Here is an 18,503-nt window from a genome sequence, read left to right as displayed (position 1 = left end):
CCTCTGTAAAAAATAATTACATAACTACGAATCGTCCTTATCTGGATAATAATAAATTACTTATTTTAATGCGAAGGCAAAAATGCTGAATATTATTATTAATATTTGAAATTATTATCAAATATTCCTATCAGAGAACGCTTATTCAGGGACGATTACTGTTTGTCAAAAATGGTCCCAGGGGTGTTTGCCGCAGGCGCTGCATGCCAAAGGCCGATAGGCGAACCCGGCGCGGCACGACGGTGCGCCGCGCCGCTGCCGTTTCATACGCTCTTGACGCCGCCGAGGAAATCCTCGATGGCCGCGTCGAGGGCGTTGGCGTCGTCGGTGAGTTCCCTGGCATGCCGGGCGACGCTGTCGGAAATCGACCGCGCCTCGCCGGCTGCCGCTTCCACGTGGCCCATGGCCCGGCTGCTCGCCTGCGATTCGTTCGAGGAATGCGCCACGCTCGCCGCGATCGACTGCACCGCACCGGCCTGCTCTTCCACCGCGGTGGCGACGGAGAGCGCGATCGACGACATGTCGCCGATGGTTGCGTTGATGTGCTCGATGGCGGTCACGGCCTGGGAGGAGGCCGCCTGAATGGCGCTGATCTGGTCCGATATGTCCTGTGTCGCCCGCGCCGTGCGGTTGGCGAGGCCCTTGACCTCGTTGGCGACCACCGAGAAGCCGCGTCCCGCCTCGCCCGCGCGCGCCGCCTCGATGGTGGCGTTGAGCGCAAGCAGGTTGGTCTGCTCCGAGATGGTCTGGATCAGGTTCACCACCTCGCCGATATGCGTGGCAGCGCTGGCGAGGCTTTCCATGGTGGAGAAGGTCTGGTTGGCCTCCTCCACCGCCCGTCCCGCGACGGCATGCGAGCGGCTGGCCTGCGAGGCGACTTCCTGGATGGATGCGGCGAGCTCCTCCGCCGCGCCCGCCGCGATGATGACGCTCTGCGACGCGCTCTCGGTGGACAGTGTGGCGCGTTTGGCCTCCTCGGTCACCTGCTGCGAGGTCCGGGACAGGTGCGAGGAGGCGGCGTCGAGTTCGCCCGCCGCCTCGTGCACCTGCCGGATCGCACTGTTGGCGCGGCCCTCGAACGCGGCGATGAGCGCCTCGATGCGCTCCGCGCGCTCCCTGTCGAGCTGCGTCGCCCGGTCCTGCTGCTCGGCCAGCCTGCGCCGCTCGACGGCGTTGTCGCGGAACACGAGGACGGAGCGCGCCATCTGGCCGATCTCGTCGCGCCGCTCGACGCCGGGGATGTCGATGTTGATGTTGTCGTTGGCCAGTTCCTCCATCGATGCGACCAGCCGCGCCGTCGGCGGGGCGATGGAGCGGCCGATCATCACGGCGATGACGATGCCGACGAGCGTCGCCGCGAGCTGCGACAGCAGCGTCATGATCTTGAAGCTGCTGGCGGACTCCTGCACCGCCATCTGCACTTCCTCGTCGAGGCTTGCCTGGTGGTCGATGAAGCGGTTGATGGCGGCGAGCCATTCGATAAAAGCGGGCCCCGCCGCGCCGATGAGCAGGCGCCGGGCCTCGAAATCGGCCGACGCGCTTTCGGCGTCCTCGCGCAGGTCGATGATTCGCGCGACGATCGGCAGCGTCCTCTCCTGAACGGTCGCGATGTCGGCCAGCATCTCCCGCTCGATGGCCGATGCATTCTCGGAGGAGGCGATCATGCGGTTGAGGTCGGCCTCGTTGCGGGCGTAGTCGTCCGCCAGCTTCCGGATCAGCGCCACGGCCGACGCCCGCTGATCGGCGTCCGTCAGCAACACCACATCGCGGATGGCGATGGCACGGTCGTGCACGCTGCCGCGGAAGTTGATTGCATAACGTGCCTTGACGCCATTGACGTCGTTTATCACGCGTATTCCCCTGTTCAACTCGTCCACTTTGGAGATGGACAGTATCGTCAGGGCGATTGCTATCAACATATTGAACGCAAAGAGGAAATAGATGCGATAGTTGATGCTGTAACTATCGAACTGAAATATTCTCATTTTCCTGCCTATGGGCGCTGTCACGGGCCAAACACCGTCTGATATGGCATGCACATGTTAAATAATGATTTGATTTTTCATAAAAATACGTAAATTTAAAATCTCATCGAATGTTAATTTTAAGCGATATATTATCAAGTTTTATCATATATACTTTTTATATATTAATAATATGTCTATTATGTTTTATTTATAATTCTGATTTATCAATTATATTTCATGAATTGCTTCAATATTCTCTGGTGCAGATACGTCAATGCTGCGGAGGGGCCTGTCGCCTCGTAACGCTATGATATGGAACGGTTTTGCGGCGGCCGGCATAGAATGCAAAATCGGTAGATAATTTCGCCGGCGAATGCGAAGCTCGAAGCGGTTCTCCGGGCCGGCATCCCGCCGGAAGCGCCAGTGGGAGATTCGCCGCCAACCAGATGAAGATGCGATCGGATGCCGCGGTGCCGGCCCGTGCCGGCGCGGGTTTCCGCCGGTGCCAAACCGCCATCAGCGCACAGGAAGGATACAATGTCAGATCAGTCCGCCCCCGACACGCCCGCGCCCCTCCATCCGCAGACCCTCGTGCTCCATGGCGGCGCCTACCGCGCCGATCCCGCAACGGGTGCGGTCGCGGTGCCGATCTACCAGACGACGTCCTACCAGTTTCAGGACACCGGCCACGCCGAACGGCTGTTCGCGCTCAAGGAACTGGGGTTCATCTATTCGCGCATCTCCAACCCGACGCAGGACGCCTTCGAGACGCGCATCGCCGCCGTCGAGGGCGGTGCCGCCGCGCTGCTTCTCGCCTCGGGGCAGGCGGCGTCGGCCTATTCGGTACTGAACGTCGCCGGCGCGGGCGACAACATCGTCAGTTCCACCGATCTCTATGGCGGCACCTGGGCGCTGTTCGCGGCCACCCTCAAGCACGTCGGCATCGAAGTGCGCTTCGTCGATCCCGCCGATCCCGAGAACTTCCGCCGCGCCACGGACGACCGCACGCGGGCCTACTATGCCGAGTCGCTGCCCAATCCCAAGCTGCAGGTGTTTCCGATCGCCGAAGTCGCCGCCATCGGGCGCGCGCTCGGCGTGCCGCTGATCGTCGACAATACGGCCGCGCCCCTCACCATCCGCCCCTTCGAGCACGGCGCGGCCGTGGTCGTCTACTCGACGACGAAATACATCGGGGGCCACGGCACGTCGATCGGCGGGGTCATCATCGACGGCGGCAACTTCCCCTGGGAGCAGCACGCGGACCGGTTCCCGACGCTGACGCAGCCCGATCCGAGCTATCACGGCGCGACGTGGCTGGAGATGGCGGCCCCGCTCGGCCCGGTCGCCTATGTGCTGCGCGCCCGCGTCGTGCTGCTGCGCGATATCGGCGCGGCAGTGTCGCCGCTGAATGCGTTCCAGTTCATCCAGGGTCTGGAGACGCTGCATCTGCGCGTGCGCCAGCACAACGACAACGCGGTCGCGGTGGCGAACTTCCTCAAGGACCATCCCGAGGTCGAGCGCGTCATCTTCCCCGCCTTCCAGACCGGCGAGGAGGGGCGGCGTGCACGGGCCTATCTCAAGGATGGCTACGGCGCGCTGGTCGGCTTCGAGCTCAAGGGCGGCAAGGAAGCCGGGCGCAGGTTCATCGACGCGCTCAAGCTGCTCTATCATGTGGCGAATATCGGCGACGCCCGTTCGCTCGCCATTCATCCGGCCACGACGACGCACTCGCAGCTGTCGGAGGAAGACCAGCTGCTCACCGGCGTCACCCCCGGCTACGTACGGCTTGCGGTCGGCATCGAGCATCCCGACGACATCATCAACGATCTGAAGCAGGCGCTGGCCGCTTCCGTGGCCTGACCGCGGGCAAAGAAAAGCCCTTCGGGAAACCCCGGCAGGCGCTGCCGGGGGTCTTTTGTCATCGATCGGCGAGAAGCCTACCGCTGCGGCAGCAGGTGCAGCGCGTTGATGAAGGCGTCGACGTCCTCGCGCGTATTGTAGAACGCGAGCGAGGCGCGCACCGTCGTTTCCACGCCGAAGCGGCGCAGCGCCGGCTGGGCGCAATGGTGACCCGAGCGCGTGGCGATGCCGTGCTTGTCGAGGTGGCGCGACACCTGTTCCGGCTCGAAGCCCTTGACCACGAACGACAGGACGGAAGCCTTCAGCGGCGATGTGCCGATGATGCGCAGCCCCGGCACGGTGGCAAGGCCCTCGTTGGCGTATTCGAGCAGCGCATGCTCGAAGGCCGCGATATCGGCGATGCCGACGCCGTTGATGTAGTCGACCGCCGCGCCGAGCCCGACCGCGCCGGCGATGTCCGGGGTGCCGGCCTCGAATTTCTCGGGCGGCCCCTGGAACACCGTGTGCTCGAACGTGACGTCCTTGATCATGTGCCCGCCGCCCTGCCACGGGGGCAGCGCCTCGAGCCAGTGCTCCTTGCCGTAGAGAATGCCGATGCCGGTCGGGCCGAAGATCTTGTGGCCGGACAGGACGAGGAAATCGGCATCGAGCGCGCGCACGTCGATGGGCAGGTGCGGCGCCGACTGGGCCGCATCGACCAGCACCGGCACACCGCGCGCATGCGAGAGCGCGATAATCTCCGCCACCGGATTGATGGTGCCGAGCGCGTTCGCGACCTGGGTCACGGACACGAACCTCGTCCGCGGCCCGAGCAGGGCCGCGAACCTGTCGAGCAGCAGCGTGCCGTTGTCGTCGACGGGCGCGACCTTGAGCACCGCGCCCGTGCGCTGGGCCAGGAGCTGCCAGGGCACGATGTTGGCGTGGTGCTCGATGTGGGTGATGATGATCTCGTCGCCGGCGCCGATGAACTTTTGCCCATAGCTGTTGGCGACGAGGTTGATCGCCTCCGTCGTGCCGCGCAGGAACACGATCTCGCGCGAGCTTCCCGCCCCGATGAAATCGCGCAGCTTGTCGCGCGCGCCTTCGAACAGGTCGGTGGCGCGGGCGGCGAGCGTATGCGCAGCGCGGTGGATGTTCGAATTATGCCGGGAGTAGAACTCCGACGTGATGTCGATCACGCTCTGCGGCTTCTGGGTCGTGGCGGCATTGTCCAGCCAGATCAGCGGCTTGCCGTTGACGGTCTGGTGCAGGACCGGGAAGTCCTTGCGCACGCCCCGCGACTCGAAGGCCGTGAGCACGCTGTCGCGCGGGGCATTCGCCGCCGTCTCGAAGGCGGGCGCCCGGGCGCTTGCCGGCCGGGCCTGCGCCGACCCGCCCGGCCCGACGCTCGTGGGCACGACGTCGGTGCGCGGCGGTTGGCTCTGCTCCAGGAAGTAGTAGTTCGACGCTGAATCATGGCGCGCGTGATGCTGCGCAATGACGGTGTCGCCGTTCTGCAGATCCCGGTAGCCCTTGGTGAAGCGCGGCTCGCCGAACACCAGCGCGTCGCCCGGGTGCAGCGCGCTGTCGAGCGCGCCGCCCGAAACGCCCGCACGCGAGGGCAGGGGTTCGCCGCCCGCCGGTGCATAGCTGCTGACCGGCGCATAGCCGCTGACCGTGCCGTAGTCCGCCTGCGGCAGGGAGAAGTCGCCCGGCGGGGGCGCGTAATCGCCGGGGAAGAAGCCGTTGCTCGACAAGGGAGACAGGCCCGGCAGGGCGGCGTGACCGGCATGATCCGGCACGAACGCTTGCGCGAGCGAGGCTTCCTGAACCTGCGTCACCGGGTCCGCCTGCGCGATCACATGCGGATCGGGGGTAGGAGATGCCGACGGCAGCGAGGACGCCGCCACCGACACCGAGTCCACCCGCGCAGGCTGCGCAACCGTGGAGGGCGCGGCGGCCTGCGGGGCGACACCGGCGATCCCCTCCGGAGAGGGGATGCCGGCAAAGCCCGAGAACGCCTCGCGCACCAGCTGCGAGATGAGGGGAGTTTGCGGTGATTGGTCCGGACCCGACGGCAATACCGCGCGGGGCTCAGACTGCGTAGTCATGGTAGCGGCCGATCAGCACGTTATCGAGACGGGCGATGGCGTCGTCCACCAGCACCGCCGTCGAGAAATAGCGGGTGACGAGGTGCGAGGCGATCGAGTGCTCGTCCGTGCCGCTGTAGCGCACCGACAGGCCGGGCTCCACCTCGCCGGCGACGCCGGTCTTCTGCAGGCCGACGACGCCCTGATCTGCCTCGCCGACGCGCAGCAGCAGGATGCTGGTCGTCTCCGGCTCGCCGTTGTAGCCGCCCGTGACGGGCAGCTTGTCGGAGGGCACGAGCGGCACGCCGCGCCAAGTCAGGAAGGGGGCGCCGAAGAGGTGGACGATGACCGGCGGCACGCCGCGGCGCGTCGCCTCGCGGCCGAAGGCTGCGATGGCGCGCGGGTGGGCGAGGAAGAAGCCGGGCTTCTTCCACACGCGGGCGAGCAGTTCGTCGAGGTCGTCCGGGGTCGGCGGGCCCGAGCGGGTCGGGATGCGGTTCGAGGGCGCCACCTCGTGCAGCAGGCCGAACTCGGCGTTGTTGATGAGCTCCCACTCCTCGCGCTCCTTGACCGCGTCGACGGTCAGGCGCACCTGCTCGCGCAGCTGGTCGATCTCGTTGCTGTAGAGATCGGTGACGCGGGTATGCGTGTGCAGCACGGTCTGGATGGTGCTCAGGTGGTATTCGCGCGGATGCTCGGCATAGTCGACGAAGGTCGTCGGCAGGCGCGGCTCGCCACTGTGGCCGGACAGCAGCTCGATGGCGGCCTCGCCCCACTCGTTGGTGCGCGCGGCGAGCGCGTGCTGCTCGTCGCTGGAGCGGGCGATGGCCTGACGCAGGCCCGACTGCTCGTCGATCTTGGCGATGTCGAGCTTGAGCACGGTGGCGGGCGTCAGCGCCGTCGCCGTGGTGGCGTTGGCGCCGTCCTGCAGCAGCGTGCGGTGGCCGAAGTAGCCGCCGGCGCCGATCAGGCGCTGGCGCAGCTTGCCGCCGAACGGGTTGAGGCCGGACTGCTCGACCGTGCCTTCGGCGACGATGAACAGCTTGCGCGAGCCGCTGCCGGCTTCGGTCAGCTTCTCGCCCGCCTCGACGTGCTTGACCGTGAACAGGCCGGCGACCTTCTTCAGCTCGTCGGCGTTGAGGCCGCTGAAGGCCGGGATGGCGGTCAGCGATTCAGGGGTGACGGAGAGCTTGTTGCCCTCACCGGCCACGACGACGGCACCCTCACGGGCGCTCAGCACCTTGCGGCGGTTGACGCGGTAGACGCCACCCGCGACATCGACCCACGGCAGCAGCTTGTGCAGCCAGCGGGGCGTGCGCTCGGTGTTCTGAACGACGGTGACGGTGGCCGTGGCGAGATTGCGTGCCGCAGGCGCGCTCACACTGCGCTGCCCGCCATGGCCGATGGAAGAAGTCGTCATTATTAACCCTCTTGTATCCGGGTGGTTGAATCGAAGTCCGCTCCAGACCGGCATCCGGCCCGAAGGGGGCCGCGCACCGATCCGTCAAGTTTGCCCCTCGCCGCCAAGGCCGGTCCGTCGAGACCGGCACACCGTTGCCGGACGGCCGACAACGGGTCAGGCGATGCGTTGCGACGGCCGCGAGGTAACGAAATACCGGGAGGACTCATGCGCGGCGGCGGAGAACTCGTAACGGCATGTCTGGTGAATTTCAATGCCTCGGTCAAGTAGAAAATACCCGAAAACACTCCAAAATTCTTGTTCTGCATTGTCCATATATGCTATATTGTTTACTGAGTTTGGCATTTGACTTCACTCTATTCCAAACGGGCAACGTAATTTTCCGCATTTTACATTACTTTGAGCGATAGGCACCTAATCTGCGTATCGTTTTGCGAATTGTTTTTATTTCACTTGTTGTCCGATGTGGCTTGAATGCATGCCGCGCAGCCGCACCCGCCACCGCACGGGCGCGCTCGAAGGCCCCTTGGCCAGATCCACGGTGATCCCCGGCCGCGGACGCGTTGCCGGGAGCGAGGGCCGAGCCTCGCCAGAGGAATGGTCATGCGCTAACCCCCACTTGTGCGCATCGGCACCGACCGTGCCGCAAAGCCCCGTGCAGACGGCTGGCGAAACCCGGCCCCGAGCCCCACTTCCGGCAAAGCCCCACTTGCCGGAAATCGGCCGGGCCCACCCGCCCGTGGACAAAAGTTCCCGCTAATAAGATATAATGTCAATAGACAATGTCGACATTAGGGGGCATGCCAGGACGCGGGCAGCCGGATCACGGGCGCACACCGCAATGCGAGAGGATAGAATGGCAGCGAAACGGCAGTTGAAACTCGGCGCCTTCATGCGCCCCGTCAGCATCCACACCGGGGCCTGGCGTTATCCGGGCGCGCAGAAGGACGCCAACTTCAATCTTCCGGCGCTCACGCGCTATGCGCAGAAACTCGAGGCGGCGAAGTTCGACGCCTTTTTCATGGCGGATCACCTCGCCGTGCTCAACATGCCCTTCGAGGCCCTGCGGCGCAGCCACACGGTGACGTCGTTCGAGCCGTTCACGCTGCTTTCCGCGCTGGCGGCCTCGACGCGCCGGATCGGCCTCGTCGCCACTGCCTCGACCACGTTCGAGCAGCCGTTCCACCTGGCGCGCCGCTTCGCCTCGCTTGATCACATCAGCAACGGCCGGGCGGGGTGGAACATCGTCACCACCTCGAATCCCGACGCGGCGCTGAACTTCGGCCTCGACGAGCATGTCGCTCACGCCGACCGCTACGCGCGGGCGCGCGAGTTCTACGACGTCGTCACCGGCCTGTGGGACAGCTTCGCCGACGACGCCTTCGTGCGCGACGCGGAGAGCGGCATCTACTTCGACCCCGAGCGGCTCCACGTGCTCAACCACAAGGGGCCGCACTTCTCGGTGCGCGGCCCGCTCCACATCGCGCGTCCCGTGCAGGGCTGGCCGGTGATCGTGCAGGCGGGCGCGTCCGAGCCCGGCCGCCAGCTCGCGGCCGAGACCGCCGAAGTCGTGTTCGCCGCCCCGGGCAGGCTCGAGGACGGGCGGCGGTTCTATGCCGATGTCAAGGGACGTCTCGCGGCGGCCGGGCGCGATCGCGATCACCTGAAGATCCTGCCCGGCGCCTTCGTCGTGGTCGGAGAGACGGTGGAGGAGGCGCGCGCCATCCGCGCCCATCTCGATTCCCTCGTGCATGCCGAGAGCGCCATCGCCTCGCTGTCGATCGCGCTCGGCCATGACGTGTCGGGCTACGATCCGGAGGGTTATCTGCCCGACATTCCCGAGACCGAGGACAGCAAGTCGAGCCGGGAGCGCGTGCTGGCGCTCGCGGAACGCGAAAAACTCACCATCCGCCAGCTCGCCCAGCGGCTCGGCGGCTATTCGGGCCTCGCCTTCGTCGGCACGGCGACGACCATCGCCGACGAGATGGAGGAATGGCTGGAGAGCGAGGGATCGGACGGATTCAACCTGATGTTCCCCTACCTGCCCGGCGGCCTCGACGCCTTCGTCGACAACGTGGTGCCCGAGCTGCAGCGGCGCGGTATCTTCCGCATCGAATACGAGGGCGAGACGCTGCGCGAAAACCTCGGCCTGCCGCGGCCCGCCAACCGCTTCTTCCCGGGGTGAGGGCGATGGCACGAGGGACGAATTTTTCGCTACTACCCTATAGATTAGGTGGCCTGATGCGGCGCCCTGATATAGACTGCCCGCCTATCAGTTCGCTCCCCGCCCTGTCGGGGACCGTCCGCAACGCGCGGCGGCCGGCCCGGATGGCCGTCGCCGCCCATCGGAGATGACGACATGACGATCCAGCTCGGTCAGATCGCGCCTGACTTCGTTCAGAAGAGCACCGAAGGCGACATCCATTTTCACGAGTGGCTTGGCAATTCCTGGGGCATCCTGTTCAGCCATCCGCGCAACTTCACGCCGGTGTGCACGACGGAACTCGGCGAGGTCGCCCGCCTGGCGGACGAGTGGAAGAAGCGCAACGTCAAGGTGATCGGGCTCTCCGTCGATCCGCTCGACGCGCATGAGAAGTGGGGCGAGGACATCGCCGAGACCCAGGGCCACAAGCTCAACTTCCCGCTGCTCGCCGATGACGACAAGAAGGTGTCGGAGCTCTACGGCCTGATCCATCCGGACGCCGATCCCAACATCACCGTGCGGGCGGTGTTCATCATCGATCCGAACAAGAAGGTGCGCCTGACGCTGACCTATCCGCCGAGCGCGGGGCGCAACTTCTCCGAGATCCTGCGCGTCGTCGACAGCCTGCAGCTGACGGACGGCCAGAAGGTATCGACGCCGGTGAACTGGAATCCCGGCGATCCGGTCATCATCGTGCCGGCCGTTTCCGACGAGGAGGCGAAAGAGCGCTTCCCGCAGGGCTTCAAGACCCTCAAGCCCTATCTGCGCATCGTCGAGCTGGACAAGCAGCCCGGCGGCTGATTCCATGCACACGGCGGAAACGCGCCGTTTCCGGCTGGATTCGATGCGGCAATAATAAGGCGGATCGGGTTGGCTTTGCGTTGAATCGCCACGCCGATCTCCCCATCTGATCGGACATGGTCCGTGCTTGAAAGGCGGTTTCCGCTTCCGGGACCGGGCTTCGGCTATAGCGTCGACCCTAAAGAACGGGTACCGTTTCCGGATGGGTTCGGCGCTTTGACAAGAAGGATGGAGCGGCGGGGCGGTTCAGGCGTGTGTCCGCCGCGGAACGACAGGTTCGAAGCATGCAGCGGTCGCCCGCAGACGCCGGTGGCCGCTTCATTGTCGTAAAGGGGGCATCGCGCGGGCATTTTTCCTAATGTCTATAGATTTAATTGACATTAAGTCTGGGCCCGTTCTAGATATCAGCAACGCCACACCCGCGACGGGTTCCGTGTCGTGCGGCCTGCCCGTTGCCATGTTCGGAAAGTGCCAGACGCCTTTCCGGGAATGGCGATGCAGCAGGGAGATGGAGCGGAATGGCAATTCCGTTCCGGGGCCGCCGGTCAGCGGAGGTATGGAGTCGATCAAGTGTCTGATACAATGAAGATTGTCCCCTTTCCGACCGAGCGCCGCCCGCAGACCGGTGAAGGCGCGGCCGCCGGCGGGGCGGTGGATTCGGTGCTTTTCAAGCAGGGGATGCGTCGCCTGGCGGCGGGCGTGTCCATCGTCGCCACCGAGTTCGAGGGCAAGCGCTACGGCCTCGTCGCCACGGCCGTGAGTTCCGTGTCCGCTGACCCGCCCACGCTGCTGGTCTGCGTTTCCCAGTCCGCCTCCGCCCGCGATTTCATCGCCCGGTCGGGGCGCTTCAGTGTCAACGTGCTGCGCGCGCAGGACCGCGCCGTGGCCGAGAAATTCTCCCTGCCCGCCCTGCGTGCGCGCCGTTTCGAATTCGGCGAGTGGACGACCCTGCACACGGGTGCCCCCGTCCTCGCCACCGCGCTGGCGGGTTTCGACTGCCTTGTCGCCGAGGAGGCGCGGGTGGCGAGCCACACGGTGTTCTTCGGCCGTGTGGTCGGCGTGCACGTGCACGAGGGGGCGGTCGATCCGCTGCTGTTCTGGAACGGCGCCTATCAGACCGGGGAGCCGGACGAGTCGTAATTTTTCGCTTATTGCGTAGTGATCGACATGCCGATCAATGAAGGGGGCAATCCGATGGGGTTCATCGATACCGTAAAATCGCCGGGCGCGAAGGCGTTTCTCGGCCGCGTTCTTGCCGCCTCCCTCGTGGTGGCCGGCGGCCTGCTGTCCGCGTCCGCCCATGCCGGCCCGACGCTCGACAAGATCACCCAGCGCGGGTCGATCAAGGCGGGCGTGGGCACGACGCCGGGCTTCTTCTCGCCCGACAGCGCCGGCCGCTGGCAGGGCTTCTTCATCGATATCGGCCGCGCGCTGGCCATCACCACGCTCGGCGATGCCGAGAAGATCGAGTTCACCGTCTCCTCGCCGCAGCAGCGTCTGCCCGCGCTCCAGGCGGGTGAGTTCGACATCCTGCTGTCGGGCGTCACCATCACCATCACCCGCGCGTTCCAGCTCGGCTTCCACTTCGGGCCGACCGTGTTCTACGACGGCCAGGGGCTTCTGGTGCGCAAGGATCTCGGCGTGACCACCGCCACCGATCTCGACGGCGCCACCATCGGCGTGCAGAGCGGCACGACGGGCGAGCTCAACATCGCCGACTTCTTCCGCAAGACCGGCAAGTCCTTCCAGGCGCTCACCATCGAGGACACGCGCCAGTTCAACGCCGCGCTCGAAGAGGGCCGCGTCGACGCCATCACGCAGGACGCCTCGGATCTCGTCGGCAAGTTCAAGCAGCTCAAGGATCCCGAAAATTATGTCCTCCTGCCCGAGCGTCTGTCCAAGGAGCCGCTGGCGCCCGCCATTGCCCGCGGCGACGACCGGTGGCTGGAGATCGTCAACTGGACCGTGAACGCCCTCATCCAGGCCGAGGAATGGGGCATCACCTCCGAGAACGTCGATACCTTCCTGGAGTCGGAGGACCCGGCCATCCGCCGTTTCCTCGGCGCCGATCCCTCGCTGGGGCAGGCCATCGGGCTTGATCCCAAGTGGGCCTACAACATCGTCAAGCAGATCGGCAATTACGGCGAGCTTTTCGATCGCCACCTGAAGCCGCTCGGCTGGGAACGCGGTTACAACAATCTCTGGACCAACGGCGGTCTGCTCTATTCGCCGCCGTTCCGCTGATCGCACCGGCCGTCGATGGCAAGCATCTCCGACAGGGTTTTGACCGGGGCCGGGCGCCCCGGTTTCGTCACGCGTGCACGCCTGTGGTGGGGGCCGCGGATCGCCACCCAGATCGTGGTCATCGTCGCGGCGGTGGGGGTGCTCTACCTGTTCGGCGCCAATACCGTCACCACCATGGACCGGCTCGGCATCAGTCCCGGTTTCGACTTTCTCGGCCGGCCCGCCAATTTTGAGATCGGCGAGTCCATGATCCCCTTCCGCGCGGGCGATCCCTACATCTACGCGATGGTGGCCGGACTGATCAACACGCTCAAGGTGGCGGTCCTCGGCTGCATCCTGACCACGATCCTGGGCGTTTCCGTCGGCATTGCCGGCCTGTCGGGCAATCTGCTGCTGGCGGGGCTGGTGCGCTGGTACATCGAGATCATCCGCAACACGCCGACGCTGCTGCAACTGTTCTTCTGGGTGTCGCTTGCCAAGGCGCTGGCGCCGCCGCGCCAGGCCGAGCCGCTGTTCGACGCCGTCTATCTCACCAACCGCGGCGTTTTCCTGCCCGGCGTTACGCTCGCCGGCGGAACTGGGCTGACGCCGGCGCTCGTCGCGGCGCTGATCGCGGGTTTCGCCGTCTTCGTCGTGCTGGCCCGCCGACGCGCGGCGCTGACCTTCGTGCGGGGCCTTGCGGCGTTCGCGGTTCTCGTCGCCGGCATCGTCCTCGCCGGCGCGCTGACCGGCGTCGAGGCGGGTCTCGACGTGCCGGTGCTGAGCGGCTTCAACATCCGCGGCGGGATGTCGCTGTCGCCGGAATTCGCGGCGCTTCTGACCGGGCTGACGGTGAAATATTCCGCTGCCATCGCCGAGATCGTGCGCGCGGGGGTGGAGTCGGTGGGGCAGGGGCAATGGGAGGCGGCGCGCTCGCTCGGCCTGCATCGCGGCCAGATCATGCGGCTCGTCGTGGTGCCGCAGGCGCTGCGCGTGATCACGCCGCTCATCACCTCGTCCTATCTCGACCTGACCAAGGACTCGAGCCTCGCGGTCGCCATCGGCTATCCGGATCTCGTCAGCGTGATCAACACCACCGCCAACACCACCGGCCAGGCGTTCGAGGCGCTCGCCATCCTGGTCGGCGTCTTTCTCGTCATCAACCTGTCGGTGTCGGCGCTGATGAACGTCTATAACGAGCGCGTGGCGCTGCGCGGGAACGTGACGCGATGACGACCGTCGACGACGTGCTGGCTTCCATCCGGCGCGAGCGGCGCGAGGCGCAACGGCTCGCCGGGCGCGGGCCGGGCGGGGACCTGCACGGCGGCGCGCCGGAATCGGACGGGCCGGGCGGCGGGGTGCTGCCGGCGCTGCCGTCCTGGCTGCACCGGCTGCGGTCCGGCCTCTTCGGCACCTGGGGCAACACGCTGATCACCCTGCTGACGGCGCTGGCGCTGTGGGCCATCGTGCCGCCTTTCGCGCGCTGGGCGATCATCGACGCCACCTGGACCGGCACGTCGGAGGACTGCGCGCGGGCGGCCGGCGCGTGCTGGGCCTTCATCGGCGCGAAGTTCAATTTCATCATCTTCGCCTTCTATCCGCCGGCCCTGCACTGGCGGCCGTTTCTGGTGCTGGTCATCCTTGCCGTCCTGCTCGTCGCAACCGCCATGCCGCGCCTGTGGCGGCCGTGGCTGCTGCTGGCGTGGCCGCTCGGCATCGTCGGCTCGTGGCTGCTGCTGGCCGGCACGTTCACGCCGCCGCCCGTGCCGTCGAACCAATGGGGCGGGCTGCCGATCACGCTGCTGGTGTGGACGGTGTGTTTCGGGCTCGGCACGCTGATCGCCATCGGCCTGGCGCTGGCGCGCCGTTCCGACATGCGCGGCATCCGGGTGCTGGCGGTGGCGTTCATCGAACTGATGCGCGCCGTGCCCTTCATCGCCATTCTCTACGTCGCGATGCTGATCCTGCCCATGGCGGTGCCGGGCGGGGCGCTGATCGACAAGACCATCCGCGCCATGATCATGACGACGCTGTTCTGGTCCGCCTATATCGCCGAGGTGGTGCGCGGCGGGCTGCAGGCCATCCCGCCCGGGCAGGAGGAGGCGGCGAGGGCGCTGGGGCTCGGCTACTGGCGCACGATGCAGCTCATCGTCCTGCCGCAGGCGCTGCGCAACGTGGTGCCGGCGATGGTGAACCAGGCGATCGGCTTCCTGCTGGCCACCGCGCTGCTCGCGGTCATCGGCATCTTCGATCTGCTGAACGCGGCGCGCGCCTCCACCGCCGATCCCGACTGGCTCGGCTATTACGACGAAGCCTATGCGCTGGTAGCGTTCATCTATTTCATTCTGTGCTATGGCGGCTCGCGCTACAGCCTGTGGCTGGAGAAATATATCAACGCCTCCCGACGGCGCTGAACGGCGGGCCGCGCGGATCAGCCCCTGAGCCGCCGCTGCTGCTCGCCGGGCTGGCGCTCCATGTCGTCCTCCTCGCTCTCGATGCTGTCGAGTTCGGCAAGGACGGTATGCAGCGTGAACACCACCTGGGTGGCGAGCACCGCCAGCCCGAACAGGATCTTCATCCGCTGGTGGACGGGTCTCAGCACGGTGCGGAATCTGGCGATGAGCGACCGTTTGACGCCCATGTTCGCCAGATAGGTCTGCACCGCCACCTCGTCGCGGCTGTTGCGCCTGAGCGTATTCTCCGGCTTTTCGGGCTGCTGCACGGGTATCATGGGCCGCCGCTCGCGGCCGGCGACGCGCCGGGGCATCTCGAACGGCCGCGGCGCCGGCCAGCCGGGGATCATGGCGGCGTTGAGGATGAGGGTCTCCATCGCCGCGTCCGGGGCAGCCCGCTGCTGGTCGAGCGCATCGAGGACGGTGTGCTGCGGCAGCTCCAGCCGCGGATTACCGCCAGGCCGCTCCGGCGCGCGCGCCGCCGGCTGGCCCGCTTCCGGTGCGGCGTGGCCCGGCAGACCGGCGCCATCGGCCTCCTCGCCCGAACGCACGTCGGGGCCGTCCGCCGCATGGGCGCGATCCGTCGCCGGCGTCCGGGCGCTTCCGGCCGATGGCGATTGCACCGGTACCGTGCGCGCTCCCGGCGTCGGCGCGGTTTCCCTCGCGGCTGCCTGCCGCCCGTCGCCGTCCGCGCCGCCGATCCGGCTGTCGCGTCCGCCGTCGCCGGCGTCGTCCCGGCCGATGGTCGGGGCCGCCATTCGCGCGGCGGCTTTCTCAGTGGGCGCACGGATGGCGCTGCCGGCCCGGGCTGCGTCGGCGTCCGGCTGCGTCGCCCGATCGCCCAGCCGGCCCTCATCGACGTCGTCCGGCGCGGAGCCGGGTGCGGCGATCTTCTGGAACGGTACCCTCGCCGCGCTGTCGGAAAGGTCGGATGTCTGGCGGGCGGAAGCGCCGTCGCCTTCCGGCACCGCCGGCGTTGCCGCTGCCCGCTGCCCGGCGTCCCGCTGTTCGGGTGCGGGAGTGCTGCCGGTGACTGTCGCGATATAGGCCGTGGCGAGCGAGGCCGTGGCCGCACCGGCGGGGGCCGGCAGGCGCAGGCCGACGAGCGACAGGGAAGCCGTCTTGCCGGGAAGGCTGGCCGCATCGCGCCGGGGCGCGGCGTCGGGAACCTGCGCATGGCTCTCGCCCGTGACGCCGCGTCCCGCGATGTCGGGGGCGGCATCTCCGGCGACGGACGGGCTTGCGCCGGCAGGGGTGCTGCCCTGCCCGCCGGGGACGGGTTGCCCCGCCGCCTGTCCCGATGGCGCGACACGGCCCGTTCCCGCCGCGGGCGGCTGCATCGTGGCGGGCTGGCCGCGAGCGGGCGAGCCGGCGAAGGGGGCGCCCTTGCGGGCGATATCGATGCCCGCAAGGCTCTTTGCGAGCGCCATATAGGCGTTGACGATGCCGCTAAGCTTCATGGGCGGACCGCGATGCATGGCGGGGCGGCGGCCGTCCGCGCCGGCCGGTTGCCGACCGGAGTCGCGTCCGCGTGTCCGTTCGGGGAGCCGTGTTCCACCACCACCCGCAGCCGCACGGCCTCGGCGGCGATCTCGGCGGGCACATCGGCGCCGGCCCTGGCATCGTAGGCGGCGAGAGCGGCGCGTGCCTGCGGCCACTGCTTGCGATGCAGCGCCAGTTCCAGCAGGTGGAAGAAGGGCACGGCCCAGTCCGGCCGCAGGTTGGTGGCGGTTTCGAACGCCCTTTGCGCCTTGGCGAACTGGCCGGTGAGGCGCATGCAGACGCCGTAGCCCATCCAGAAATCCGCGTCCTCATCCCGCAGGAGACACAGCGCCCGAAACAGCGGTGCGGCCCGGTCGATCTTGCCGAGGGCGAACCAGCGATGCGCCCGCGCGTAGATGCGCTCCACCACGCCGTCCGGCACCGCAAGCGCCTCTCCGATGCTCTGCCCCACTATCAGACGCGCGAAGATCGGGCCGCCGTCGATGCCGAGCGAGGCGGTCAATTCGCCGAACAGCCTGCCCAGAAGGTCGACGTCATCGTTGCCGAGCCGGAGCGATTTGCCGAGCGGCGACGGGGGCGCACCGTGGCCCGCCGTCCCGGGATGCCCGGTGCTTCGGGACGCAGGACCATGAGGCGGGGAGGCTGGCGGCTGGTTCATCGGATAGGCGCGGCGGGCTCACGGGTTGGGGCATCGGAAGGCGGCGGAGGCGCCCGGCTTGCGCCGTGTCGCGTCTTATGCCGAAGCGGCGATCGGTCTCTGGGGCCGCGCCCTCGCGGCTGGATCGTCGCCGGCCGTCCCCGGCCGCGTGGTTCTTTCCGGCAGGGCGGCGAGGCGTGCGAGCATGCGCTCGCTGTCCCGTGCGATCTCGGCGCAGCCGCGGCGCTTGCGGGCGAGGCGCAGCGCCTCGGTGAAGTCGCGGACGGCGTCGTCGTATTCCTCTAGGCCCGCGCTGGCATGCCCGGATAGGTGGTATCCCTCCGGGCTCTCGGGCCTGCATGCGATGACGGCCGAGGCCGCCCGCAGCGCGACGGCGGCAAGGCCCATATCCAGCGCGCAGGCGGCAAGGCCGATCTGGAAGCGCGGCTCGGTGGGGTCGCACAGCACGAGCGTGGCATAGATGCGCAGCGCGCCCTGTTCATCCCCCTGCCGGAACCTGTCCGCGGCGATGTCCAGGCCCGGCAGCAGATGCTCGACGTCAAGCCCGAGCAGCGCGCGAATGGACGACTTGGCGGTCAACGAGTCCGTGAGGGACAGAACAGCCTTGGCAGAATCCGACGCAGTCATAGTCAACGCCTTTCCTCTACGCTCTTGCCGCAACGCCTCCAAAGTGCGTCGTCACCAATCACTCGAAGTATGTCCTATTATACTCTGAAAATAACTTCGTTTTCCATGGGTTTTTCATGCCTTTTGCCATGCAAGTTTTCGCTATCAACTTGCGAGTATGTTTCTTCATGATCTGTTTTTATTATATGGCATACTTTTATGATGTGCGAAATACTTCTTTCTATATTTGAGGTGTCATATTTTCCGTAGGGGATATTTTGTTCAACGAATACGATAGGTTGATCTTGAGTCTGCTTTACATGAACGAGAACGGGCTGGCGTTTCAGGCTGCCCAGCGCCAGTTGCAGCGCCGCCCTGATCTGCGCGCCGCGCTGCGGCTCGCCGCTGGCGAGGGGACCGGCGGTTGCGCGCACGAGCAGGTATTTGCCGCGGTCGGCAAGCAGGATGTCGATATCGTCGACCGTGAGCGCGGCCGTGCGCCCCGGCGGCGGCGCGCCCTGATCGAAGACCTGCCACAATGCGGAGATGATGTCGTCAAAGGCTCCCATGCCGGTTCAGACGGTGCGTTGAGGCGAGCGGCGCGGGCCATGTGCCGCGGGGCGGCCGCCAAGGCCCGCGCGGTCCTGCCGAATAGGGCGCCCTCCCGGCGGGAGAGCGGGGATTCGGGGGTGACTGCAAGCGGCTCCTTGCCGGTTCCCGCGGCGTGTTGCGTGGCGCGA

Annotated in this window: 14 protein-coding genes; 7 read left to right on the top strand and 7 right to left on the bottom strand. The window is 66.7% G+C overall.

What is annotated here, in order from left to right:
- Window positions 1–263: 263 nt before the first annotated feature.
- Entirely contained in the window at window positions 264–1,985 is a 1,722-nt protein-coding gene (locus tag ACUSIJ_RS08480) for a methyl-accepting chemotaxis protein (RefSeq protein ID WP_449307941.1), read from the bottom strand.
- A gap of 519 nt (window positions 1,986–2,504) precedes the next feature.
- On the opposite strand from ACUSIJ_RS08480, the gene ACUSIJ_RS08475 reads away from it, so the two are divergent.
- Window positions 2,505–3,827, top strand: a complete 1,323-nt coding sequence (locus tag ACUSIJ_RS08475; protein ID WP_449307940.1) for an O-acetylhomoserine aminocarboxypropyltransferase/cysteine synthase family protein — start codon at window positions 2,505–2,507, stop codon at window positions 3,825–3,827.
- Window positions 3,828–3,904: 77 nt separating this feature from the next.
- Here ACUSIJ_RS08475 and ACUSIJ_RS08470 read toward each other — a convergent pair whose 3' ends face one another.
- Entirely contained in the window at window positions 3,905–5,917 is a 2,013-nt protein-coding gene (locus ACUSIJ_RS08470) for a SufS family cysteine desulfurase (protein WP_449307939.1), read from the bottom strand.
- Window positions 5,901–7,316 carry a family 2B encapsulin nanocompartment shell protein gene (locus ACUSIJ_RS08465; RefSeq protein ID WP_449307938.1) on the bottom strand — a complete coding sequence of 472 codons (1,416 nt, stop codon included), beginning with the start codon at window positions 7,314–7,316 and terminating at the stop codon, window positions 5,901–5,903. The genes ACUSIJ_RS08470 and ACUSIJ_RS08465 overlap by 17 nt, the downstream gene beginning before the upstream one ends.
- A gap of 856 nt (window positions 7,317–8,172) precedes the next feature.
- Here ACUSIJ_RS08465 and ACUSIJ_RS08460 point away from each other — a divergent pair.
- The 6 genes from ACUSIJ_RS08460 to ACUSIJ_RS08435 all read left to right on the top strand — a co-directional run bounded on the left by ACUSIJ_RS08460 (window position 8,173) and on the right by ACUSIJ_RS08435 (window position 14,957).
- The gene (locus ACUSIJ_RS08460) at window positions 8,173–9,501 is read left to right on the top strand and encodes an LLM class flavin-dependent oxidoreductase (protein ID WP_449307937.1); all 1,329 of its coding nucleotides are present in this window, start codon (window positions 8,173–8,175) and stop codon (window positions 9,499–9,501) included.
- A 174-nt stretch (window positions 9,502–9,675) separates the two neighbouring features.
- Window positions 9,676–10,320: a peroxiredoxin gene (locus tag ACUSIJ_RS08455; protein ID WP_449307936.1), complete on the top strand. Its 645-nt coding sequence runs from the start codon at window positions 9,676–9,678 to the stop codon at window positions 10,318–10,320.
- A gap of 570 nt (window positions 10,321–10,890) precedes the next feature.
- Window positions 10,891–11,460, top strand: coding sequence for a flavin reductase family protein (locus ACUSIJ_RS08450; protein ID WP_449307935.1), 570 nt, complete (start codon window positions 10,891–10,893; stop codon window positions 11,458–11,460).
- A 27-nt stretch (window positions 11,461–11,487) separates the two neighbouring features.
- A complete protein-coding gene (locus ACUSIJ_RS08445) occupies window positions 11,488–12,564 on the top strand; it encodes an amino acid ABC transporter substrate-binding protein (RefSeq protein WP_449307934.1) in 1,077 nt (358 codons plus the stop codon).
- Window positions 12,565–12,579: 15 nt separating this feature from the next.
- Window positions 12,580–13,776: an amino acid ABC transporter permease gene (locus tag ACUSIJ_RS08440; RefSeq protein WP_449307933.1), complete on the top strand. Its 1,197-nt coding sequence runs from the start codon at window positions 12,580–12,582 to the stop codon at window positions 13,774–13,776.
- Window positions 13,773–14,957, top strand: a complete 1,185-nt coding sequence (locus ACUSIJ_RS08435; protein WP_449307932.1) for an amino acid ABC transporter permease — start codon at window positions 13,773–13,775, stop codon at window positions 14,955–14,957. Before ACUSIJ_RS08440 ends, ACUSIJ_RS08435 begins: the two co-directional genes overlap by 4 nt.
- A 17-nt stretch (window positions 14,958–14,974) precedes the next feature.
- On the opposite strand, the gene ACUSIJ_RS08430 is transcribed toward ACUSIJ_RS08435, so the two are convergent.
- From ACUSIJ_RS08430 to ACUSIJ_RS08415, 4 genes are all read right to left on the bottom strand, one after another.
- Window positions 14,975–16,456 (bottom strand): hypothetical protein, encoded by a 1,482-nt coding sequence (locus tag ACUSIJ_RS08430; RefSeq protein WP_449307931.1) that lies wholly within the window; start codon window positions 16,454–16,456, stop codon window positions 14,975–14,977.
- Window positions 16,453–17,157: a hypothetical protein gene (locus tag ACUSIJ_RS08425; protein WP_449307930.1), complete on the bottom strand. Its 705-nt coding sequence runs from the start codon at window positions 17,155–17,157 to the stop codon at window positions 16,453–16,455. The genes ACUSIJ_RS08430 and ACUSIJ_RS08425 overlap by 4 nt, the downstream gene beginning before the upstream one ends.
- 75 nt (window positions 17,158–17,232) lie before the next feature.
- Entirely contained in the window at window positions 17,233–17,784 is a 552-nt protein-coding gene (locus ACUSIJ_RS08420) for a hypothetical protein (RefSeq protein ID WP_449307929.1), read from the bottom strand.
- A 77-nt stretch (window positions 17,785–17,861) separates the two neighbouring features.
- Entirely contained in the window at window positions 17,862–18,332 is a 471-nt protein-coding gene (locus ACUSIJ_RS08415; RefSeq protein ID WP_449307928.1) for a hypothetical protein, read from the bottom strand.
- Between the last annotated feature and the right edge of the window lie 171 nt (window positions 18,333–18,503).

The organism is Pseudochelatococcus sp. B33, from assembly GCF_053570585.1.
Note: the sequence above shows the minus strand (reverse complement) of the source record. Positions and strands in the feature narration are given on the sequence as shown.